This window comes from Dethiothermospora halolimnae (genome assembly GCF_037577855.1).
Lineage (GTDB): Bacteria > Bacillota > Clostridia > Tissierellales > VENL01 > Dethiothermospora > Dethiothermospora halolimnae.
Genome location: NZ_JBAKFX010000019.1, coordinates 24,976 through 46,861 on the forward strand (window position 1 = coordinate 24,976; position 21,886 = coordinate 46,861).

Sequence of the window (21,886 nt, forward strand, 5' to 3'; positions counted from 1 at the left end):
CATCATAAAATACTATCAATCTTTCTAATATATTCTTTCACTTTATCAGTTAATTCTACTCCTTTATACCATTTTTCCATTGATAAAGATTTATTATTAAAATATCTTGCCTTTATTATTAATTCTGGCCTATATTCAAAATGTAATATATCAAAATGATTCCATTTCCCCCCCCAAACGAAACCATTGTCTTCAAAGATTCTAACTATCCCCTTCGGATACTCTGCTAATCTTTTTTGTCCTTGGTCCCTACTGGCCCATTTCCAATAGTCCTTATTATTTCTTCTTAAATCAATGGCTATCCCAAAGGAATGGGGACTTAGGCGGTTAGTTCCTGCTATTACTCGATAATTGTATGTCCCACTGGATGGAAATAAACAGGAATATATTTTATAATTATTTCTAGCAAGTACTGCTGCTTCTGTTATTGCATTTTTTAATGCTTTTGACGCACTATTTTTTTTATTAAATGGGTAATATTTGTAACCTACTTTTAAATTGGTAAGATTACTTTCTATTTCTTTTCTAGACTTTCCATAAACTTCTTTTAAAAAGCTATCCACCCTAATACGTCCTGGATCAAAGTTTTTATCGGGAATTGTGTTTATATTCTTAATGGTATAGGGCTGTTCTAACATATCTTGTAAATCTGGATTATTTAATTTTTCACTAAAACTTTTTTCCCTCTTATCATCATAAAGAATTTTAGTTCCAGATTCCATTATTAGATAAATATTATCATCTTTCTTTACTAAATCTTTTATATACTCGGGATAAGCCATCATTAAGCATAAAATATCCCTCTTCATATTCACATTATAACCATCTATTTCTTTATTAGGATGTACTATATCCCCCATAAATTCATTTTCTCCACAGGATGTTAATAGTAATAAAAAAATAATTATTACAAAAAAAATTCTCTTTGTCATATAATCATCCTTTCATATTTTTAAATATTTATAACACTATCATTCCCAAATAAGCAAAAAAAATAAGGTTCTATTTAAGAACCTTAAATGTGTTAATAAATCATACTTAGACAAAGGAATTGGAAATGGTAGCCATCCCTAGGATTGTGAAAATATAAAATGGGGGAGAAAAGGGACTACTACTCTTCTAAACCAGCTCTAATCTCCCGAAGACAACTTTGACAAACACAAGCTTTATCTTTTTTATCCTTAGGTATTTTATCAAAAACTTCTTTGGGAAACTCCACATTCATACACCAACAATCCTTTGGGTTTCTTCCTTCTGCTAATGCACAGTTATTTGATTTTCCACATATTGGACATGTGGCATTATCCATTATATCAACTCCAGATTACTTTTCTCGTATCATTAACTCACCGTTTTCTAATTCTACTAGTACCTCTGAACCATCTTTTACTTCTTTTTTAAGATATTTTTCAGCTATTTCATCTTCTATATATTTTTGTATTGTTCGCCTTAGAGGTCTTGCTCCATATTTTTCATCATATCCCTTTTCTAATATAAATTCTTTTACTTCATCACTAACTTCAATACTTATGTCTTTCTCTCTAGCCTCTAATGCAACTTCTTTAAGCATTATGTCTATTATTTTCCTTAACTCTTCTTTTTCTAATTTAGTAAATACAATAGTTTCATCTACTCTATTTAAGAATTCCGGTCTAAATATATTTTTAAGTGCATCCTTAGCTTTGTTTTCCAATGCATCATAATTATCTCTAGCAAAACCAAAGTTATTTGTTTTTAACTGACTTCCTGCATTTGATGTCATAATTATAACAGTATTTTCAAAAAATACTTTTCTACCCTGGCTATCAGTTAATACTCCGTCTTCTAATATCTGTAGCAACATATTAAATACATCGTGATGGGCCTTTTCAATTTCATCTAATAATATTACTGAATAGGGCTTTCTTCTAACCTGTTCCGTTAGTTGTCCCCCTTCATCATATCCAACATATCCTGGAGGAGCTCCTATAAGCTTAGAAGCTGTATGTTTTTCCATATATTCTGACATATCAACCCTAATCATAGCATCTTCATTTCCAAATAACTCATAGGCTAATGTTCTAACTAATTCTGTTTTTCCCACCCCCGTTGGTCCTACAAATATAAAAGAGGCAGGCTTTCTTCTCTTTTTAAACCCGGAACGATTTCGTCTTATGGTTCTAGATAAACTCTTTATAGCATCTTCTTGCCCAACTACTCTTCTACGAATTCTTTCCTCTAGACTCAATAATTTTTCCGCTTCTTCTTCTGTAATTTTTTGTACAGGGATTTTGGTCCAAGATTCAATAACATAGGCTATATCCCCAGTGGTTATTTCCACATTACTACATTCTACTTCTATTTTTTCTATCTTTTCTTTTATGTTATACTCTTCCATTTTATATTTAGCTGCGTTTTCATAGTCACTATTTTCAGCAGCTCCTTCTTTTTTTCTTATAACCTTTTCTAACTCCTCTCTTAAAGCTTCCAATTCAACTAACCCTTTATTTTTAAGATTAGCCCTAGAACCAGCTTCATCTATTACATCTATAGCCTTATCGGGAAGGTATCTGTCGGTTATATATCTTTCTGATAATTTCACCGCACTCTCTATTACTTTATCTGATATTTTTACTTTATGGTAAGACTCATAATAATCCTTTATTCCCTGTAATATTTCAATAGATTCCTCTATATTAGGTTCTTCTACTAATACCGATTGGAACCTTCTCTCTAAAGCTGCATCCTTTTCTATATGCTTTCTATACTCTTCAAGGGTTGTAGCTCCTATTATTTGAATCTCACCTCTGGCAAGGGAAGGCTTAAGTATGTTGGCTGCATTCATTACTCCTCCATGGACTTCTCCTGCTCCCATAATATTGTGAACTTCATCTATTACTAAAATAATATTTCCACACTCAGAGGCTTCCTTTATTATTGATTTCATACGACCTTCAAACTGACCCCTAAATTGGGTACCAGCCACAACTGCAGTTAGGTCTAATAAATATACTTCACTATTAAATAGTTTAGCAGGCACCTGCTTTTCTGTTATTCTAACAGCTAATCCTTCGGCAATGGCCGTTTTACCTACTCCAGGTTCTCCTATTAATACAGGGTTGTTTTTACTACGTCTATTCAAAATCTGTATAACCCTATCTATCTCCCTATGTCTACCTATGATTCTATCAACCTTATTATTTTTAGCCTTTTCAGTTAAATTAGTACCGTACATCTCAAGGTATTTTTTCTTCTTCTTTTTCTTCTTATCTTTTATCTTATCTTTAAAACTTCTCTTATTACTTGAACTTTCCCCTTCCTCGCCACTATTTTCTATAGTATTTTCATTTATGTCTCCATCCTCTGAGTCTGTAAAGGGAGAGTCCTTAAATAGATTCATGAACATATTATTTCCATCAAAGTTTTCTTTTAATTCATCCATATCTATATCTTCCATCATTGTATTCATCTGAGCCATTAAACTTTCAACTTCCTCCGGGCCCATACCTGTTTGTTCCATTAGTTGATCCATAACAGGCATTCCCATATCCTTGGCACACTTTATACATAAACCCTCCATCTTAGGTTTACCTTTTTCCATTTTAGTTATAAATACAACTGCTACATTCTTGTTGCATCTAGAACACATCTTCATAAAAATCACTCCATATACTATTGTTTTTATAACATCAATATAGATATTATAACATTTTTTAGGTCTCTTCTATTATTATATATTTTTTATTGTAGTATATAAAGTTTTTCCTGGTTTTTTTATATATTCTTTATTTTATATACTAAAAAATGGACCCTTTATAGAGTCCTTATTTGATTTAAATCAACCTAAATAATTTAATTAAAATTCTTATCTAGAATATTATATACATAATTAATATATTTTAGTACAAAGGATAATAAAAATTTGTATGTGCAAGGTACAGAGATTAGAGAGCTGATGACCCTATAGTATATTTATAGAGCAAACATAAAAGGATCTGAAATAGATCCTTTTATGTTTATGTCATATTTATCCTTCGATTAGACATTTATGGTAGTATTTTTAGCAACCGAAGCCACCGAAATAAGGATAGCAGAATAGAATTACTAATAATAGGAAGAAGAATAGTAATTCAGTTCCTTGACCTTCACATCCACCAAATCCGTAACCCATAACGTCACCTCGTTTCAACTTTTTTGGATTTTTATATCCTACTTTACTATATGAGTAAAATAAAAAAAGTGTGAGGTTTATAAAAGTTATATTACTCCATTTCTTTTCTATTTAATTCATTAATAGTCCTTTCTAAAGCATAATCATTTCTTTGTAGCATTGTCATCTTTTCTACATTGGGGTTTTCTAAATCTCCTCCCATACTTTTAATAATTTCTTTTACTTGATTTTTATTTCTATCATCTGTTTTTACAACCAACTTACAATTAACATCTGCCACTTCATCTAATGTACCTATACCACTGACCATAGGGTCAGCAGCTGTTAGAGGAGCTTTAGTTGTATCAATTTCCTCTTCTCCTGAATTTAAAACTAAATCGGAAAGACTTGTTGATGCTTCTGTTCCAGGTAAGTTTGTTTTTACATTTTTATCTGCAATGTAGTGATCATTAATATCTACATAAACATGGTCAAAGCCTTTATCTTTTAGGGTTTTCATTGCATCATTTGCTATTTTTATGTTGCTAAAATAAAATTCTATTTCCATTTTTATTCCTCCATAATATATAGATTATTTATTATAGTTTTTGTCTTCTATAAAGTTTTATGCAATTTATTATTTACGGAATAATCAATGGCTTATTTAAATATTATATGAATAAAGGTGTCTTTGGCACTTCTTTATTGGTTCAAGGTATATAGATCAGGGAGTTTGTGACTCAATGTTCTAAGGAGGATATTTATAATGAAAAACGATATGCTAGAAAAATATAGGTTGTTAAAAGATGAAATTACAAAAGCTCATAAAGAGGGTGATTTTTCATCTAAGGTATTGGATAACGTCATAGAAAGTACTAATTTATTAATAGAAATTTTAAACCAACAAGAAAGTGTTTAGGTGTTCGGAAGAAAATAATAAGTCAAAGATGCGACGGATATTTTGTATCAGACAAGGAGGCAGAATTCGTTGATAGTGGACTATCAGTGTGTTCTGCCGACGCAGTATGATGCGAAATAGACTAGCATACTGACTTATTATTTTTTTCCGAATGCCTTATTTCAAATAAACTAATATCTCCTTTTTCTATAACAAAATTTATTTACTTGCATATTATATATTGAAATAAAATAAGGAGATGAGTTCATTGTCATATGGATATGGATACGATAATAATATTCCTACTCTTATAAACAAATCCTTGTTAGAGGATGAACAACTAAAAAAAGTAGATAAATTAAAAAAAGAATATAATAATAAACCCGATAGATATCTTTATAGAGAGATAGTAAAACTAAGGGATAATATGGATTTAGAATTAAGAAAACAACATTACAACAACTTAGTTCAGTTAGAGAAAATGGAAGGTTTTGTTGATGATAATATAAGAAGAAAAATTAATCGTTTAAAAGGCTTACTAGAAGTAAATGAAAAGTCATCAAACTCAAAAGCAGAATCCGATGGAAACTATTTTTCCGAATCTAGTTTATTATTATGGCATCTTTCAACAACATTTCTTTTTAGAAAATAATTTTAGAACAAAGAGGCTGGATACATCCAGCCCCTTTGTTTAATAATATTATATAAATATTAGTTCAATGTAATTGTATTTACTTTTTTTATTTCACTTAATAAATCTTCCACCTTATCCCATTGTCCTGGGTATAGCTCCTTTATTTCTGACTCTCTAGATTCTAATTCATCCTTTAAATCCTTTTTAAAGTCATATAGTTCTCCCTGTCTTCTAGCATTAAGTACCTTCTCAAATTTTTGCTGTATCATAATATCTAACATTTCATTTACATTACCCATATTTATTCCTCCTTTATTTTTGGTCTATATATAAACTTCTATATAGTCCTTTCTATTCCTTTTGGTACTTAATGCTATTATAGTGGTATAATGGGCTTATATACTTACTTTCTTACTTAATTCATATCCTTCCTTAAATAACTTTCTCCGAAACCCTTCATCAAAATTCATTGTATCTGTAGGTTTAAATTTATTTTTGGGTTCTACTATCACCATTTGTTCCCTACTATATGTATCTAATATATATTTGGGTGGTTCAAAATCCTTTGTAAATGTAATGATAACAAGTTTATCTACTTTATTTTCTATAAAAGGTTCTAAAAAAATATTATTCAGTATTCCACCATCTAAATTGTATCCATCATATAACCCCATTTTAACTGCAAGTCCAAACTTTTCAAATTCATTATTGCTATTGTACTGTGTGTTTCCATCATCCCCCAATGCTTTACTGGCATTCGGTAATAGGGAACTATATTTAATTATATCTAGTTGTTCTTCCTTTTTAAGATTTGCTATATCAATAGATATTTCTTTTAATTTATCTCCATCAATTTTAACATAGTTTACATATACAGATTCTACATTATCATTTTCTCCCTGAAGATTTGATAAAATATTAATAATCTGTTGATTCTCAACAACTTTTTTATCAGTAATCATAAAATCTCCACTTTTATATTCAACATTATTCCAAAAATATTTAAGTTCATTCATGGAGTTCTTATATATAAAATAAGAATTAATAGCACCGATAGAGGTTCCGGAAATAATATTAAATTCCAATCCCCTTTCATATAAACCATATATCACTCCAGCTTGAAATGCCCCCTTAGCTCCTCCACCTTGTAAAAAAAGACCTGTCATGTTTATCCTCCTTTGTCAACTCAATATATATACATAATATCATATAGCCATAACCTTTTTAAATAACCCTTAATTATTACTAGCTTATCTCATCAATATTTTTAATTTTAATTATATCTTTATTTATATAACTTTTAACTTTGTTTAAATCAAACTTTGAATTATCAGGACCATTATCAACAAAAAAAAGTTTATCAAAATCAGTTGAATTATATATGTTTAATATCTTTGATAACTTTAATAAACCACCTATGGAATTTATTTTTATATTTTTAATGTCTAATACTAAGTTATATTTATTAGTATCAATATTATTTATTTTATCCTTTAAGTTTCTTATAAAGTGATCAGCTTCTTTATTACTAATTTTTCCTTCACCTGTGACTAAAAATATAGCCTTATCCTCTAATGATTTAATATTAAACATAAAATTCATCTCCCTTATTCCTTTTAAATCATTATATGAAAAAAATGAATTTTATGTGAAAATACGAACATTTTATTTTTTCTATGAATATATTATATTATATTACTATAAATAAGAGGTGAGTTATATGTATTATCAAGACATTCAAAGATGTCCGCCTAAGTCTTACCCCTATATCATCAATGAAGGTGATAGTCTAGATACCATATCTCAAAAATTTAATGTCCCTATAGAAAAATTAATAAGATTTAATGCTAACATTGATCCCTATAATTTAATTATAGGACAAAAAATATGTATTCCAAAGCTTTGGGAACCTTATACAAATGATAGGTATAACATATCTTTTATGTATCCTACTACTTGGAAAGAAGTATCCAACCGAAGATGTGAAGGTCCTAATGGATATTTTGAAATCGCTGCTATAAGTAGTAAAAAAAATATTATGGATGTTTGTAAAAATGAAGCATATAGAAAAAATAGGAACTATGGTGAACACTGTAAGTTTATAAATTTAGACATCCAAAAATGTCCTACTGTACTAATTATACCTTCAAATGACCAACCCTATGAAATGAAAAAATTGTCGGCATTAATAGTACAATATCCAAAGCCAATTAATATTTCTGGTAAAAGCTATAACTATTTCATATTATGGTCAAGTAGAAGTTACATAAGACAAATAGGAGCATCTCTAAACTTCTTGGTCTATTAAAGGGTATTATTTTAGGGACTAACAAAGTTAGTCCCTAAAATGATATTATTATTCCTCCTCTATTTGCATAAACACTACTTAATCCTGCGGTTTCTACAACTATTATATCTTTAAAATTATATTTCTTTTCTATCTGAGTCCTTAGTTTCTCAGCTCTTTGTGGACAATCACAATGGGCTATACCAAGTATTTTTTCCTCTAGTTTCTCACCTTGCTCCCCGATTATATCAACTAATCTTCTTAAGGCTTTTTTAGTTCCCCTCACAGTTTCTACTTTACTTATCTCACCGTCTTTATTTCCTTCCATAATGGGCTTTATTGATAAAACCGATGCTATTTTACCCTTTATAGTTCCAATTCTACCTGCTTTTATAAGATTTTCCAATGATTCTAAAACGAAGAAAGTTTTCATCTCATTTATATAATTAGTTACCTTTTCAACAATTTCAGAGTTGTCATAACTTTCTTTAGCCATCTGGGATATCTTTAGACTAACAAGGGTTTCACCTATAGAAGCACTTAATGAGTCAAAAACATGTACAAATTTATTTCCAATCTTTTCTTTAAATATGTCCTTAGCTAAAACTGCACTGTTATATGTACCACTTAAAGCTGACGATAATGTAACGGCAAAAACACTATCTTCATCTCCCCCATAGGAGTTCATAAAATCCTTAGGTGATGGACAAGATGTTTTAGGTGTATTTGGACTTTTTTCCATATCATCAAGCATTTTCTTTACATCAAGATTTTTGTCATCTTTATAACGGACACCATCTATTTCTATGGTTAATGGTACCGTCTCTATATTTAATTCATTTTCTAACTTATCATTTAAATCGCAACTGCTATCGGCAACAATTTTAATATTCATATGGTTCTCCTTTCATTTAGTACTAATTATAAATTATATAACATTTTACTCTGATATATCAATAAAAATTCTCATTTAATTTATTTTTATTATTTTACCCCTAGTATTTCCTTATAATCTTATTATATAAAGGTTAATTAGATATAATGATTTTTTGTATTTTAAAAGAAAGCTAAATTTAGCTTTCTTTAAGTTATAGTATAAAAACTATTTTAAGTTATATTCAAGCATCTTCTCAATCTCATCTGCCCCTTTAGGTCTACTGAAAAGATAGCCTTGTCCATACCCACATTTGTTATCATATAAAAACTCACACTGAGCCTGTGTTTCTATCCCCTCTCCTATTACCTTAAAATTCAAGCTAGAAGCCATTGCTAATATAGCTAATACTATTTCCTTCTTACTCTTATCCTTTTTTACATTTTCTATAAAACTTTTATCTATTTTTAATATATCTATTTCTAAATCCTTTAGTTTACTAAGGGATGAATATCCTGTTCCAAAGTCATCTATTGCTATTTTTATGCCATTGTCTTTTAATTTTTTAAGATTATTTATTACACTTATTTTTTGACTTATGTACATGGTTTCCGTTATCTCTAATATAAAATATTTAGGGTCTAGTTTTACCTCATTTAATATTTTTAAAACAAATCTATAAAAGTTTCTTTTTTCCAATTGTTTTATAGATACATTAACAGCTATAGTTAAATAATTAAAACCTTTTTCATGCCAACTTTTAAGCTTATAGCAAGCCTCTGTTAATATCCACTTGCCTATAGAAATTATTTGATTATTCTCTTCAGCTATAGGTATAAATTTCATTGGCGATACCTTACCTATATTAGGGTTGTTCCATCTAGCTAAGGATTCTACCCCTACAATTTTATTACTTTGAAGATCTATAATCGGTTGATATTTTAAACATATTTCTTCTTTCTCTATGGCTTTTTTTAGATTTTTATCAATTAGGAAGTTCTCCTTTACATATATCTGTAAGCATTCCTTATAAAACTTTATTTTATTAGTATTGGATCTTTTTGCTTCATACATGGCTATATCAGCATTTTTTATAAGGGTCTCAGTATCTTGTCCATCTTTTGGATATATACATATACCTATACTACATGAAATAGCTAATTCATTTTTCCCAATAGAAAATAGATTTTTTAACATTTTTTTAATCTTTATGGCTGTTCTGATCACTTCTTCTCTATTTAATATATCAGGGATTAATACTATAAATTCATCTCCACCTATCCTTGCAATAATATTTTCTTTATCTAAATGTTGTTTTAATCGTCTACCAAATTCTTTAATTACTTCATCACCTACACTATGACCTAAATTATCATTTATTCTTTTAAAGTTATCTATATCCATATATAAAATAGCTAGCTTTTTTCCCCTTTCCTTAGAAATCATTATTTGTGAATCCAGCCTATTTTTCATAAAAAATCTATTATATAGCCCTGTAAGAGTATCTCTATATATTAAATTTCTCATCTCTTTTTCCCTCTGTTTTTTACTGGATATATCGCTTATTATTGCAGTAAAATGCGTTATATTGTCTTCGTCATCTTTTATTGAGTATATCCTTAAGTTCTCAGGATATAATTCATCTTTCTTGTTTTTATTCCATACTTCACCACTCCATTTACCTTTATCTAACAAAGTAGACCACATATTTCTATAAAAACTTTTATCATGTTTTCCAGATTGAAATATTTTAGGTTTTTTGTCTTCTATCTCTTCTAAATTATATCCTGTAATATCTGTAAATGCTTGATTTATCCATTTAATTCTGCTATCATTATCTGTTATTATTACTCCCTCTGTATTATTTTCAAGGGCTTTTGCTAGAAGTCTTATTCTATTTTTATCCTTTTTCTGTTCAGTTATATCACTTATGACTGAATACAAGTAGTTTTTATTATTAAAGTCTATTGTTACACTTTGAACTTTAACATCCTTTACTTTTCCATTTGATATTCGGTGTTTAAACTCAAATTCACTCTCATTTTTATATTCTACCAATTTCATTTTACTTTTAATTTCTTTTTTATTTGAAATATTTAAATCATAAATGGATTTTTTACATAATTTATCTTTTGTATATCCATAAAATCTAATTGCCTTCTTATTTGCATCTATTATACTTCCATTTTGAGGATCAACTATTAACATTATAGAACTATGTTCTTCAAACAATTTTTTATACCTATATTGCCTTGGTTTGTGATTTTTTTCACTTTCCTTCAAAATATCTTGTGAATATCCGCCTTCCATTATAACCCCTCGCTTTTATATTCAACTATTTTTCGACAAAATATAACTTTTTTTATATAGATAAATTTATACCCCATATCTGTAGATATATTCTAAAAAAAGTCATATATCCAAATTTGGATATATGACTTTTTTAAAAACTACATTACATATTATCTTTTCATAGTATTTCTACTCGTTGTAGGATAGTGTCCTCAATAACCTCTATCTTCTGTCCTTGCTCTTTATCTTCTATTTCCAAGTTTTCTAACCTTTTCTGTAAAATATTATCTAAATATTTTTTAGCTTTTTTATTATCTTTCTTTTTAACAAAATCAGGTGCATTTAATGATAAGTATCTCATTATTCTCTTAGTTTCACTATTTATATAACCTTGAAGGGATTTATAACTTTTACTCTTTTCGTCTATTTTATTATTATAGAAATATTTTAAAATATTTCTATGATAATATTTAAGTATGTCCATATATTTATCTTCAAATACATATATACTAATTCTTTCATCATATCTTTTATTTTCGTATTTCTTTAATAATTTATTGGGAACCTTTTCCCTTCTATCGGTTCTCTCTATTACAAACTTTTCCTTTCTATATGTGTATTTCTCTATTATTGTCATAGGATTCATTTTTCTTTTTAACTCTTTATCTATTTTAAAATCCTTATCATTTACTATTAATCCTTCATAGTATATACATTTATAATATATAATACCACTTAACCATTCTATTTTTTCTATAATGTCTCCCCACATATCAATAGCTAAATTATCAATAGTTTTCTCTAAATTCAGTCTTTTTTTCATAATAACCCTCCAAAACTGTTCAATATCATCTTTAACTATATCCTTATGATAATATTGAAATTATAAATGCTTTTATAATCATATAATAGAACTTATGTTCTCTTTTGTCAAGATATAGTTTATATTTACTTCATGTTAACATTATATATTAAATTTTACTAGTGTAAAATTTTTATTTTTGGTAAAAATACTAGTATTATTGCTAATTATTTTATTATTAAATTATAAATTATTAATAATTTTTAATTTTATTGTTAATAATTTGTTATTTGTGTGGTAATATATGAATAATAACAAAAAATATATAGGAGGTTTAATATGGCAAAGAAAATAGGATTGCTACCAAAATTAATAATTGGTATTATTCTTGGTATAGTAATAGGATTAATATCAAAATCTATTGAGTTTTATGTTATAGTAAAACTCTTCGCAACATTTACAGGAATTTTTGGTAACTTTTTAAATTTTATTATTCCATTTATTATTTTAGGTTTTGTGGCTCCCGGTATCGCTGATTTAGGTAGGGGAGCTGGAAAATTATTAGGTCTTACAGCTGCCATAGCTTATATATCAGCTGTTGTAGCCGGAGTATGTGCATTTATCGTAGGTAAAACCATTCTTCCTGGTATTATTAAGGTGGGAGATTTGGCAGAAAAAGCTGGACCTAATCTAGATCCATACTTTTCAATAGAAATGCCACCTATGATGGGTGTAATGACTGCACTTGTTACAGCATTCGTATTGGGTCTAGGTATGGCAAATATTAAAGGTAAAACTTTATTTGAAGCCCTTAGCGATTTTCAAAATGTGGTTGAGTTAGTTGTTAGGTATGTATTGATACCTTTAATACCTATACATATAGCAGGTACCTTTGCTAAATTATCAGCTTCTGGAGAAATTTTTGAAACTATAAAAACTTTCTCAACTGTTTATCTTCTAATAATACTGTTACAAATCGGTTATATAGTAGTTCAATATACTATTGCCTCTATAATAAGTGGTAAAAATCCTTTTAAATGTATAAAGAACATGCTACCGGCATATTTTACTGCATTAGGAACCCAATCTTCTGCAGCTACTATTCCTGTAACATTGCAAAGTGCCACTAAAAATGGTGTTTCTGAAGACATAGTGGACTTTGTAATTCCATTGGGAGCAACAATACATCTAGCCGGTGATACTATTACTTTAGTATTATCTTCAATGGGTGTAATGTTAATGGCAGGTCAAACTCCAACAATAGCTATGCTACTTCCCTTTATTTTCATGCTAGGTGTTACAATGGTAGCAGCTCCAGGTATTCCTGGAGGCGGAGTATATGCAGCTTTAGGTCTATTAAAGGATATGTTAGGATTTACGCAACCCCAAAGAAACTTAATGATTGCTTTACACTTTGCCCAAGATAGTTTTGGTACAGCTACAAATGTTACCGGTGATGGAGCCATAGCTATTATGGTAGATAAATTGTCTAAAAAGAAATCTTAGCCCCAAAATACCATTTTATCTCCTAATTTCTTTGCCCCCTGTACTTTGTACATATGATGTGCAGAGTACAGGGGGCAGAGTACAAAAAATATATTAAAAAAGGACTCCCTAAGGAGTCCTAATATATTATCTTAAAGAACCGTTGTTGTTTCCTTGAGTCATAGTGCCTTTCATAGATCTATTTGTGTTATTAGATAAGTTACCGCTTGTGTTTCCACCCATTCCCATATTAGGAGTAGTAGTATTACCTTGGCTTAGTTGAGACTTTAATTGCTGTACTTCTTGGCTACTTGCCTTTTGAGCCGGTTGATAGTAACCTAATTGTTCTGCCCTTTGATATAAGTCATAATGGAATTGTTCTGCATCATCTCTAAGTTGTTGTAATGCACTTCTCAATTGTTGATTTGATGTTTCAGATATTGCAGTTTCATAAGCATTTAAACTAGCTTTAGTCATCGATAAAACGTCATTTACCATATCTTTTTCATTCATAGTTTAGATACCTCCATATTATTTTAATGAGTTAGTTAAATTTTGAGCTGTTGTTCCTGCTGATTGAGCCCCTTGACTAAACATTTGTTTAATTTGTTGATCTTGACATTTACTCGCATATTCGTTAAGTTTACATTTCATTAATTGATGGCTACCTGTAATATGTCTTATACTTTGTAATTCCATTTGGCTAACATTATTAAGATTTAAAGAGTTTTTTAAAGTCATTTAATTTTCTCCTTTCTTTTTGTTATTCCTTATTCCTCTATTATTGTGTGTTAACTGTTGATATCCTATAACATGAAAATAACAGCCATTATGGTAGAAAACTTTTCATCTTACACTTTTTAACTTAAATATTTTTTAAAACCCAAACTATTGTTGTCATACCCTATTTTTTTATAAAATTTATGGGACTTAGTTCTCTTTTTATTTGATAGTAACATTATAAAATAGCAATTATACCTTTTAGCAATGTTTTCGATTTTATTAAATAATATAGTTCCATAACCTTTATGACGATTTTCCTTATCGATTACAACATTTTCCACTATCATAAATGGTCTACAGTCATTAAATAGATCTAAGCAAATTATAGTTAATGCACTCCCTATAAGTCTATTATTCTCCTTTATTCCCAATAAAAAATAATTATTATTAGAAGCAATTTTATCAAATTCTCTATTTAATTTTTCTATATATAAATTACTACTACCTAATTGGTTATATAGTAAACTTAATTCTTTTAATTCTTTTTTCTGTATTCTATCCACTGTAACCATATATTATCATCTCCTAAAAAAACTTATACTTCAAAATATTCATATTTCCCACTATTGGTTAAATCACTATTTTTTTGCACTAAATCTATTTTTTTAATACAGAATTATTATATATCTGGAGATAATAATAAATAATTGGAGGTGAGCTTATGGAAAAGAAAGTTGTTGTGGAAAATACATTAAAGTCCCACATAGATTTTCTAGAAAATTCAGGTTATGATGTTCATAAACTATATAAAAATAAAAATTTAAATAATATAACCTCTTTTGATTACGATGGAATAGTTGTTTCTGATACAAATAAGACCAATATGTCCTCTTCTACCGATTATAGAACTGGAGCTCCTATTATAGAAGCAAAAAATAAAACCCCTGAAGAAGTATATAATATATTAAGATCTAGGTATTAAAAAAATGTGGCCGAGAAACATGGCCACATTTTTTAATTTTAAATTATAAATTTTAAATTAAAAGATTAATCTAAGTCCCTTGAGGCTATTAAATTTACATTAATATCTAATATATTTTCTATTATTATATCTCCCATCTTTATAGGGGCATTGATTTCAACTTCGTTAATCAGTTTCATACAGTCAAATATTTTATCTTTAGGTATAGCTTTGTCAGTTCTCACCGGTAGTCTATTTAACGATGCATTTTTTATCTTCACTGTTGATGTTACTGTTCTAGTAGGGTTTGTAACCTCTTTTATAGCATAGTCATATCCCCTTTTACATGTGTTTCCTGTTACCTTATATTCTTTCCCCTCTTTTTTAACTTCCATGGGACATCCAATTGGGCATACTATACATATTACTTCTTTAGCCATCTTATTCCCCCCTTTTTTCTATTTCCACTGTAATATTATTAATATTAGAAAAATCCAATTTATTAGTATCTATCTTAATTCTCTCCATTTCTCCAGGAGTTAGGTATTTTTTATTAATCTCTTTCAATCTTTCCTTTCCATATTTTACGACTAATTTCACATCCTCATATATATTATCGACCCTCATAAAAAGATTTAAATTATCATTTAAGTTTAAAGGTCTAATATCATTGGGTATAATATATCTAATGCCCTTTCCGGCCAAGGTTTTAATAATATCACTATTATCTTTTATCCTATTTTTTATATACCTAGATGCATTGGCTCCTGCCCTTCTACTTTCTTCCGTTACGTAGTCAACTAAATCATGGACATGTAATACATTGCCACATGCAAATATCCCATCTATATTGGTTTCCATCGACTCATTAACTATTGGTCCCCCTGTTATATCATTCATCTTTATATCTATGCTCTCTGATAGTTCATTTTCCGGTATTAAACCCACAGATAGTAATAATGTATCACAATCATAAATCTTTTCTGTACCTCTAATAGGCATCCTTTTTTCATCAACTCTAGCTACAGTTATACTACTAACTCTATCTTTCCCCTTTATGTCAGTAACCGTATGGCTTAATAAGAGGGGGATATTAAAATCATCTAGACACTGAACAATATTTCTAGTTAAACCTCCAGGGTATGGCATAATATCTGCCACACCTATTACTTCAGCACCTTCAAGGGTAAGTCTCCTTGCCATAATAAGACCAATGTCCCCTGACCCTAATATAAATACCTTTTTCCCCACCATATATCCTTCCATATTCATAAACCTTTGGGCAGTTCCTGCTGTAAATATACCACTGGGTCTAGTTCCTGGTATTCTTATGGCTCCCCTTGTTCGCTCTCTACATCCCATAGCTAATACTACCGCTTCAGACTTTATTACCATAAATCCTTCATCTTTATTTATTGCTTTCACAGTCTTATCCTTAGAAATATCCAACACCATTGTATCTAATTTATAGTCTATATTAAGTTCTTTTACTTTATTTATAAATTTCTGTGCATATTCAGGTCCAGTTAATTCTTCATTAAACTCATGTAATCCAAAACCATTATGAATACATTGGTTAAGTATCCCCCCAAGTTCTCTGTCCCTTTCTATAATCAACACCTTATCAGTTCCATTATTCTTAGCTTCAATAGCAGCAGCTAGACCAGCTGGACCACCACCTATTATAACTATATCGTATTTAATCACTTTAAATCCCCCTTATCACTACCTTTATTGCTTTTTCCTGTTAGTATATAGGATTTTTTACTATCTTTCACTATATCCTCTATATTTTCATTTAGTTCCCTTGATAATATCTCCATAACCCTAGGCTTACAAAATCCCCCTTGACATCTACCACTTCCCGGTCTAACCCTTCTTTTTACACCATCTACTGTTGTGGCTCCAGCCTTTCTATGGATACAATCTACTATTTCCCCCTCGGTTATATTTTCACATCTACAGATAATCCTACCAAACTTAGGGTCTTTCTCTATTATTTCTTTCTTTTCTTTATCTGTCAGTTGATTAAATCTAATAACTTTTTTCCTCTTGGGATTAAAGTTACTATTTTCTTTTAAATCGCCAGACATATCCCTTATCATTTTAGCCACATATTCTGCAATTGCAGGAGAAGCCGTTAATCCTGGGGATTTTATACCTGCTACATTAATGAATCCCTTTGAGTCTTTAGCTTCTTCTATTATAAAGTCACCATTTTTAGTTTCTGCCCTAAGACCTGCAAATGTTGTTATAGTTTTACTAAAAGGGATATTTTCACAGGTCTTTTTAGATGTTTGTTCAATGTATGAAAGACTGTCTACCGTAGTATCCAGTGCTTCTTTATCATCTATGTCCTCTGCATCTGGCCCTACTATTAGGTTTCCATGAACTGTTGGAGCTACTATAACCCCTTTGCCAAGCTTTGTTGGACACTGAAACACAACACTGTTTACTAAATCTCCAGCCTTTTTATCTAAAAGGTAATATTGTCCCCTTCTTGGCTTTATCTCAAAACTTTCATTTGAAACCATATTATTTATCTTATCTGCATATAAACCTCCACAGTTTATAACATATTTAGATTTAAATTCCCTATCTTTAGTATTTATTTTATAATTATTAGCTTCCTTTTCAATATTTACTACCTCTGAGTTCAAGAATAACTGGACTCCATTTTCCATTGCATTTTCACATAAAGCTATGGCTAACTCCCAAGGACCGATAATTCCACATGTGGGTGCATATAAAGCTCCTACTATACCCTCCGATAAATTAGGTTCCATTTTTTTTACTTCTTTTTTATCTAATATCTTAAGCTTTGGTATATTATTTCCTACTCCCCTTTCATATAACTCCTCAAGGGTAGTCATTTCTTCCTCACTAAAGGCAACTACTAAAGAACCTACTCTTTCAAATTCAACATCTAAGTTTTTACATATATCATCAAACATCGGATTACCAAGGCTATTAAATTTAGATTTATTAGTGTTTGGTTCAGCATCATAACCTGCATGTATTATGGCTGTATTTGCCTTTGTGGTTCCATTTGATATATCATTATCCTTCTCTATAAGGGCAATATCCAAATCATATTTAGATAGTTCCCTAGCTATAAATGTCCCTATAATGCCAGCTCCTATAATTGCAACATCAAACATATTAACTCCTCCTTTTAGTATGGGAACTAAGGTGCCTTTGGCGCTGCTTAGTTCTGTACAGGGTGCAGGGTGCAAAGTGCAGATGTTGGTAGTCAGAACTACATTTGGACCCTACACATAATTTTTACAATAATTTTAAAGTATAATAAAAAAAGCTACAGAAACTAGACCTATCATTCCATAGGCTAATTTCTGTAGCTCTCTTATTCTCGGGCTACCTTATTATTTTACTTATTGATATTATTGTATCATTTTTCCATGATTTTTACAAGATTATGTAAGACTTATTTTATAATAGTTATATTGTCAAAGTCGTAAATTTTTTAAGTTTATTCATCGGTTTCTTCCCATTGTAAAGATCTTTTAACGGCCTTTTTCCATCCTTTATATAATTTACGTCTTTCCTCTTCTTCCATATTGGGATTAAATATATTGTCACAGTTCCAACTACTTTTCACGTCCTCTTTATCCTTCCAAAACCCCACAGCAAGACCTGCTAGATAAGCTGCTCCTAAAGCTGTAGTTTCCGTTACACAGGGTCTGTGAACCGATACATCTAATATATCCGATTGAAACTGCATTAAAAAATTGTTGGCAACTGCTCCACCATCTACCTTTAATACTTTTAATTCTATGCCTGCATCATCCTCCATTGCTTCTATTACATCTCTAGTTTGATATGCTATAGATTCTAGTGCTGCTCTAATAATGTGGTTTCTATTGGCACCCCTAGTTAAACCTACAATTGTTCCTCTTGCATACATATCCCAATGGGGTGCCCCTAATCCCACAAATGCAGGGACAAGATATACTCCATTATTATCTTGTACTTTAGAGGCAAAGTATTCAGTATCTGTAGCATCATTTACAAGTCTTAATTCATCCCTGAGCCACTGAACAACTGCGCCTCCCATAAAAATACTACCTTCAAGGGCATATTCTATCTTCCCGTCTACACCCCAAGCTATAGTAGTTAGGAGCCCATTATTAGATGGTACCATAGTTTCCCCAGTGTTCATTAGCATAAAACATCCTGTTCCATATGTATTTTTTGCTGTTCCCGGTTTATGGCATATCTGACCAAATAATGCAGCCTGCTGATCTCCTGCTATTCCTGCAATGGGTATCTGGGCTCCTCCAAAGGTTTTAGCATCGGTTACACCATAGACTTCACTGGACGGTCTTACATCGGGTAACATAGATTTAGGTATGTCCAACTCCTCTAAGAGTTTATCATCCCATTTTAATTCCTTTATATTATAAAGCATAGTTCTTGAAGCATTTGAATAATCAGTGACATGGATTTTACCCCTGGTTAAGTTCCAAACTAACCATGTATCAATATTTCCAAAAAGTAACTCTCCCTTTTGTGCCTTTTCTCTGGCTCCCTTAACATTATCCAATATCCACTTTATTTTTGTTCCTGAAAAATACGCATCGACTACTAATCCAGTATTAGCCTTTATATATTCTGTTAATCCCCTATTTTTAAGTTCATCGCATATATCAGAGGTTCTTCTACATTGCCAAACTATTGCATTATATATAGGTTTACCTGTATTTTTATCCCATACAACAGTAGTTTCCCGTTGGTTTGTAATACCTATGGCCGCAACTTCATCGGGTCTTATTCCTGCTGTCTCTAAAACTTCCCTTGTTACTCCACTTTGACTACCCCAAATCTCCATAGGGTCGTGTTCAACCCATCCCGGCTTGGGATAAATCTGTCTAAATTCTTTCTGAGCTACTTTTACTATCTCACCTTTGTGATTAAAGAGTATTGCCCTAGAACTAGTGGTCCCTTGATCCAAGGCCATTACATATTTTTTCATAATATCCCCCTATTCCTTGTTAATTTTTTTAACTTCTAATTTCTACATATGCCATATCTCTTCTCTACTGGTTGAAATCCCTGTGGCATCTGCGCTTAAACACTGTATAACATCATCCTTATCTTCTATTAGTCCCCCTGCTATAATAGGTACATTGGTTTTATTATTTATTTTTTTTAAAATTTTAGGCATAATCCCTGGTAAGACCTCTATTGCATCAGGCTTTGATGAGTGTATTGATTTTAATCCTGTTTCTATGGATAAGGAATCCACTATAAAAAGTCTTTGTATTGCAAATATATTCATTGATTTTGCTATCCTTATTAAATTACTTTTAGTTGTTATTATTCCATCAGGTTTTATGTTATTACTTATATACTTAAGAGCTATCATATCCTTTGAAAACCCGTCTATTAAATCTATATGTATATATATTTCCATATCATTTTTCCTTACTTTATCCACAACATTTTTTAAATTAAAAATATTTCCTGTTAATAAAAATATTATTTCACATGGTGACTTTATGGCATTGTCTAGTCTATCTAAATCATTGATCGCTGCTATTATAGGATTTTTATGTACTCTGCTATAAAAATTTGTCATCTTATCACCTCTAAAATTTTATATGAAAGTTTACATGCTAATTATTTAAAGCATTCATTCCATATGGATAAATTACTTTATAAATTTATATGTAAAACATCTGGTGAAATTACTAATTAACTAAAAATAGCCACAGAAATCAGACCTATCTCTCCATAGGTAACTTCCGTAGCTCTCTTATTCTCAAACCATCTTATTATTTTTTTGTTAACATTATTGTATCATTTTTAAATAAATTTAACAACCATCTTAGAAATAATAATTGTTATATTATCCACAACATTCTTTAGATTAAAATATTAGTTGTTAATAAGTTTCTTATGCTTTTTAAGTTTAATCTAACTTTATATATAAGATATCCAGCTTAAGCTTATATATGAAAAAAAAGGACTATAAAATATAGTTTTTTTAATATTACTTTAAGAAAAACTATAAATATACTTAATAGAAAATATAGGAGAGATTAAAGTGCCTAAATTAAGAAGAATAACTTTTGACTTAGGCTTACTAATTATAATACCATTACTTGGTAAGCTATATACTCGATTAAATGTTCCTGTTAATAATATTAGTATTCTTATGACTGGGATAGATAAAAATATACCATTTTTAAAAATATTTATTATACCATATGTTATATGGTACTTCTATAGGGTTATATTTTTTATATATTTAGCTTTTAAAGACAGAGAAACTTATTATAAAACATTGTTAACCTATACCCTAGGTATTTTAATATGCTATTTAATATATAGTATATATCAAACCACGGTCCCAAGACCCAGTTTAGCTGGTAGGGATTTACTTACCAACATGGTAAGATTAATTTATCAAAAAGATAATCCTTATAATTGTTTTCCCAGCATACATTCCTTTACAAGCTTTTTAATGATAAAGGCAATACTTAATAGTAATATAAAAAATAAATTTAATAGTAGTTTTGTGATTGTCCTATCCACATCTATCATATTATCAACCCTTTTTGTAAAACAACACTTTATAGTAGATGCTATATCGGCAATCCTACTTGCAAACCTATTGTTTGATTTTGTTAATAAATATTTGTTTAATATACTTTCTCCAACTCTATCAAAATTTTTCGTTTTTATGAAATTAGATAAAAATATTGAAAATTAATATAATTAAGTATCATTTTCACCATCCCATGCATATTATAGTAGTAATAATTTTTGTGGGGTGGT

General features: G+C 29.7%; 24 protein-coding genes. 6 read left to right on the forward strand and 18 right to left on the reverse strand.

Translation table 11 applies throughout. From position 1 onward, the window contains the following. Positions 1–2 precede the first annotated feature (2 nt). The 4 genes from V6137_RS09410 to V6137_RS09425 all read right to left on the reverse strand — a co-directional run bounded on the left by V6137_RS09410 (position 3) and on the right by V6137_RS09425 (position 4,697). Complete coding sequence (locus V6137_RS09410) at positions 3–932, reverse strand: M15 family metallopeptidase (protein ID WP_425447666.1); 930 nt, start codon at positions 930–932, stop codon at positions 3–5. A 179-nt stretch (positions 933–1,111) separates the two neighbouring features. Further along, entirely contained in the window at positions 1,112–1,309 is a 198-nt protein-coding gene (locus V6137_RS09415) for a cysteine-rich CWC family protein (protein ID WP_425447667.1), read from the reverse strand. 15 nt (positions 1,310–1,324) lie between these two features. Further along, positions 1,325–3,634 carry an ATP-dependent Clp protease ATP-binding subunit gene (locus V6137_RS09420; protein ID WP_425447668.1) on the reverse strand — a complete coding sequence of 770 codons (2,310 nt, stop codon included), beginning with the start codon at positions 3,632–3,634 and terminating at the stop codon, positions 1,325–1,327. 607 nt (positions 3,635–4,241) lie between these two features. Beyond that, the gene (locus tag V6137_RS09425; protein WP_425447669.1) at positions 4,242–4,697 is read right to left on the reverse strand and encodes a hypothetical protein; all 456 of its coding nucleotides are present in this window, start codon (positions 4,695–4,697) and stop codon (positions 4,242–4,244) included. A 198-nt stretch (positions 4,698–4,895) separates the two neighbouring features. On the opposite strand from V6137_RS09425, the gene V6137_RS09430 reads away from it, so the two are divergent. After that, positions 4,896–5,048: a hypothetical protein gene (locus V6137_RS09430; RefSeq protein ID WP_425447670.1), complete on the forward strand. Its 153-nt coding sequence runs from the start codon at positions 4,896–4,898 to the stop codon at positions 5,046–5,048. A gap of 247 nt (positions 5,049–5,295) precedes the next feature. Continuing rightward, on the forward strand, positions 5,296–5,679 hold the full coding sequence (locus tag V6137_RS09435; protein WP_425447671.1) for a hypothetical protein: 384 nt from the start codon (positions 5,296–5,298) through the stop codon (positions 5,677–5,679). A gap of 59 nt (positions 5,680–5,738) precedes the next feature. Here the strand turns inward: V6137_RS09435 and V6137_RS09440 are convergent, their stop codons facing one another. The 3 genes from V6137_RS09440 to V6137_RS09450 form a co-directional block, all read right to left on the reverse strand. Continuing rightward, the gene (locus tag V6137_RS09440; RefSeq protein WP_425447672.1) at positions 5,739–5,960 is read right to left on the reverse strand and encodes a hypothetical protein; all 222 of its coding nucleotides are present in this window, start codon (positions 5,958–5,960) and stop codon (positions 5,739–5,741) included. A gap of 96 nt (positions 5,961–6,056) precedes the next feature. Beyond that, on the reverse strand, positions 6,057–6,827 hold the full coding sequence (locus tag V6137_RS09445) for a patatin-like phospholipase family protein (RefSeq protein WP_425447673.1): 771 nt from the start codon (positions 6,825–6,827) through the stop codon (positions 6,057–6,059). Positions 6,828–6,906: 79 nt separating this feature from the next. Beyond that, positions 6,907–7,254, reverse strand: a complete 348-nt coding sequence (locus V6137_RS09450) for a hypothetical protein (RefSeq protein WP_425447674.1) — start codon at positions 7,252–7,254, stop codon at positions 6,907–6,909. Between the two features lie 127 nt (positions 7,255–7,381). Here V6137_RS09450 and V6137_RS09455 point away from each other — a divergent pair, with 127 nt between their 5' ends. Beyond that, complete coding sequence (locus V6137_RS09455; RefSeq protein ID WP_425447675.1) at positions 7,382–7,969, forward strand: LysM peptidoglycan-binding domain-containing protein; 588 nt, start codon at positions 7,382–7,384, stop codon at positions 7,967–7,969. 34 nt (positions 7,970–8,003) lie between these two features. Here V6137_RS09455 and V6137_RS09460 read toward each other — a convergent pair whose 3' ends face one another. The 3 genes from V6137_RS09460 to V6137_RS09470 form a co-directional block, all read right to left on the reverse strand. Then, positions 8,004–8,843 carry a DegV family protein gene (locus V6137_RS09460; protein ID WP_425447676.1) on the reverse strand — a complete coding sequence of 280 codons (840 nt, stop codon included), beginning with the start codon at positions 8,841–8,843 and terminating at the stop codon, positions 8,004–8,006. Positions 8,844–9,050: 207 nt separating this feature from the next. Then, entirely contained in the window at positions 9,051–11,132 is a 2,082-nt protein-coding gene (locus tag V6137_RS09465) for a sensor domain-containing protein (RefSeq protein ID WP_425447677.1), read from the reverse strand. A 160-nt stretch (positions 11,133–11,292) separates the two neighbouring features. Further along, positions 11,293–11,937 carry a hypothetical protein gene (locus V6137_RS09470; protein WP_425447678.1) on the reverse strand — a complete coding sequence of 215 codons (645 nt, stop codon included), beginning with the start codon at positions 11,935–11,937 and terminating at the stop codon, positions 11,293–11,295. Between the two features lie 318 nt (positions 11,938–12,255). Here V6137_RS09470 and V6137_RS09475 point away from each other — a divergent pair, with 318 nt between their 5' ends. Next, positions 12,256–13,422, forward strand: coding sequence for a dicarboxylate/amino acid:cation symporter (locus tag V6137_RS09475; protein WP_425447679.1), 1,167 nt, complete (start codon positions 12,256–12,258; stop codon positions 13,420–13,422). A gap of 126 nt (positions 13,423–13,548) precedes the next feature. Here V6137_RS09475 and V6137_RS09480 read toward each other — a convergent pair whose 3' ends face one another. The 3 genes from V6137_RS09480 to V6137_RS09490 form a co-directional block, all read right to left on the reverse strand. Then, positions 13,549–13,899 (reverse strand): spore coat protein, encoded by a 351-nt coding sequence (locus tag V6137_RS09480; protein ID WP_425447680.1) that lies wholly within the window; start codon positions 13,897–13,899, stop codon positions 13,549–13,551. A gap of 33 nt (positions 13,900–13,932) precedes the next feature. Then, positions 13,933–14,142, reverse strand: a complete 210-nt coding sequence (locus V6137_RS09485) for a hypothetical protein (RefSeq protein WP_425447681.1) — start codon at positions 14,140–14,142, stop codon at positions 13,933–13,935. Positions 14,143–14,261: 119 nt separating this feature from the next. Continuing rightward, a complete protein-coding gene (locus V6137_RS09490; protein ID WP_425447682.1) occupies positions 14,262–14,696 on the reverse strand; it encodes a GNAT family N-acetyltransferase in 435 nt (144 codons plus the stop codon). Positions 14,697–14,845: 149 nt separating this feature from the next. Here V6137_RS09490 and V6137_RS09495 point away from each other — a divergent pair, with 149 nt between their 5' ends. Next, positions 14,846–15,106, forward strand: a complete 261-nt coding sequence (locus V6137_RS09495) for a YkuS family protein (protein ID WP_425447683.1) — start codon at positions 14,846–14,848, stop codon at positions 15,104–15,106. 65 nt (positions 15,107–15,171) lie between these two features. Here the strand turns inward: V6137_RS09495 and V6137_RS09500 are convergent, their stop codons facing one another. The 5 genes from V6137_RS09500 to V6137_RS09520 form a co-directional block, all read right to left on the reverse strand. Next, positions 15,172–15,525 (reverse strand): DUF1667 domain-containing protein, encoded by a 354-nt coding sequence (locus tag V6137_RS09500; protein WP_425447684.1) that lies wholly within the window; start codon positions 15,523–15,525, stop codon positions 15,172–15,174. Between the two features lies 1 nt (position 15,526). Then, positions 15,527–16,792 (reverse strand): NAD(P)/FAD-dependent oxidoreductase, encoded by a 1,266-nt coding sequence (locus V6137_RS09505; protein WP_425447685.1) that lies wholly within the window; start codon positions 16,790–16,792, stop codon positions 15,527–15,529. Further along, positions 16,789–18,246 (reverse strand): NAD(P)/FAD-dependent oxidoreductase, encoded by a 1,458-nt coding sequence (locus V6137_RS09510; protein WP_425447686.1) that lies wholly within the window; start codon positions 18,244–18,246, stop codon positions 16,789–16,791. The genes V6137_RS09505 and V6137_RS09510 overlap by 4 nt, the downstream gene beginning before the upstream one ends. Positions 18,247–18,575: 329 nt before the next feature. Continuing rightward, positions 18,576–20,078 carry a glycerol kinase GlpK gene (gene glpK, locus V6137_RS09515; protein WP_425447687.1) on the reverse strand — a complete coding sequence of 501 codons (1,503 nt, stop codon included), beginning with the start codon at positions 20,076–20,078 and terminating at the stop codon, positions 18,576–18,578. Between the two features lie 42 nt (positions 20,079–20,120). Continuing rightward, the gene (locus tag V6137_RS09520) at positions 20,121–20,684 is read right to left on the reverse strand and encodes a glycerol-3-phosphate responsive antiterminator (protein ID WP_425447688.1); all 564 of its coding nucleotides are present in this window, start codon (positions 20,682–20,684) and stop codon (positions 20,121–20,123) included. 468 nt (positions 20,685–21,152) lie between these two features. On the opposite strand from V6137_RS09520, the gene V6137_RS09525 reads away from it, so the two are divergent. Continuing rightward, on the forward strand, positions 21,153–21,821 hold the full coding sequence (locus V6137_RS09525) for a phosphatase PAP2 family protein (protein ID WP_425447689.1): 669 nt from the start codon (positions 21,153–21,155) through the stop codon (positions 21,819–21,821). Positions 21,822–21,886: the final 65 nt, after the last annotated feature.

Excerpts from the sequence above, each read along its gene's own strand:
- V6137_RS09430 (WP_425447670.1), top strand. The coding sequence starts at position 4,896 with ATGAAAAACGATATGCTAGAAAAATATAGGTTGTTAAAAGATGAAATT.
- V6137_RS09415 (WP_425447667.1), bottom strand. The coding sequence starts at position 1,309 with ATGGATAATGCCACATGTCCAATATGTGGAAAATCAAATAACTGTGCA.
- V6137_RS09490 (WP_425447682.1), bottom strand. The coding sequence starts at position 14,696 with ATGGTTACAGTGGATAGAATACAGAAAAAAGAATTAAAAGAATTAAGT.
- V6137_RS09410 (WP_425447666.1), bottom strand. The coding sequence starts at position 932 with ATGACAAAGAGAATTTTTTTTGTAATAATTATTTTTTTATTACTATTA.
- V6137_RS09520 (WP_425447688.1), bottom strand. The coding sequence starts at position 20,684 with ATGACAAATTTTTATAGCAGAGTACATAAAAATCCTATAATAGCAGCG.
- V6137_RS09475 (WP_425447679.1), top strand. The coding sequence starts at position 12,256 with ATGGCAAAGAAAATAGGATTGCTACCAAAATTAATAATTGGTATTATT.
- V6137_RS09460 (WP_425447676.1), bottom strand. The coding sequence starts at position 8,843 with ATGAATATTAAAATTGTTGCCGATAGCAGTTGCGATTTAAATGATAAG.
- V6137_RS09470 (WP_425447678.1), bottom strand. The coding sequence starts at position 11,937 with ATGAAAAAAAGACTGAATTTAGAGAAAACTATTGATAATTTAGCTATT.
- V6137_RS09455 (WP_425447675.1), top strand. The coding sequence starts at position 7,382 with ATGTATTATCAAGACATTCAAAGATGTCCGCCTAAGTCTTACCCCTAT.
- V6137_RS09480 (WP_425447680.1), bottom strand. The coding sequence starts at position 13,899 with ATGGTAAATGACGTTTTATCGATGACTAAAGCTAGTTTAAATGCTTAT.
- V6137_RS09445 (WP_425447673.1), bottom strand. The coding sequence starts at position 6,827 with ATGACAGGTCTTTTTTTACAAGGTGGAGGAGCTAAGGGGGCATTTCAA.
- V6137_RS09440 (WP_425447672.1), bottom strand. The coding sequence starts at position 5,960 with ATGGGTAATGTAAATGAAATGTTAGATATTATGATACAGCAAAAATTT.
- V6137_RS09465 (WP_425447677.1), bottom strand. The coding sequence starts at position 11,132 with ATGGAAGGCGGATATTCACAAGATATTTTGAAGGAAAGTGAAAAAAAT.
- V6137_RS09420 (WP_425447668.1), bottom strand. The coding sequence starts at position 3,634 with ATGAAGATGTGTTCTAGATGCAACAAGAATGTAGCAGTTGTATTTATA.
- V6137_RS09500 (WP_425447684.1), bottom strand. The coding sequence starts at position 15,525 with ATGGCTAAAGAAGTAATATGTATAGTATGCCCAATTGGATGTCCCATG.
- glpK (WP_425447687.1), bottom strand. The coding sequence starts at position 20,078 with ATGAAAAAATATGTAATGGCCTTGGATCAAGGGACCACTAGTTCTAGG.
- V6137_RS09450 (WP_425447674.1), bottom strand. The coding sequence starts at position 7,254 with ATGTTTAATATTAAATCATTAGAGGATAAGGCTATATTTTTAGTCACA.
- V6137_RS09495 (WP_425447683.1), top strand. The coding sequence starts at position 14,846 with ATGGAAAAGAAAGTTGTTGTGGAAAATACATTAAAGTCCCACATAGAT.
- V6137_RS09425 (WP_425447669.1), bottom strand. The coding sequence starts at position 4,697 with ATGGAAATAGAATTTTATTTTAGCAACATAAAAATAGCAAATGATGCA.
- V6137_RS09510 (WP_425447686.1), bottom strand. The coding sequence starts at position 18,246 with ATGTTTGATGTTGCAATTATAGGAGCTGGCATTATAGGGACATTTATA.
- V6137_RS09485 (WP_425447681.1), bottom strand. The coding sequence starts at position 14,142 with ATGACTTTAAAAAACTCTTTAAATCTTAATAATGTTAGCCAAATGGAA.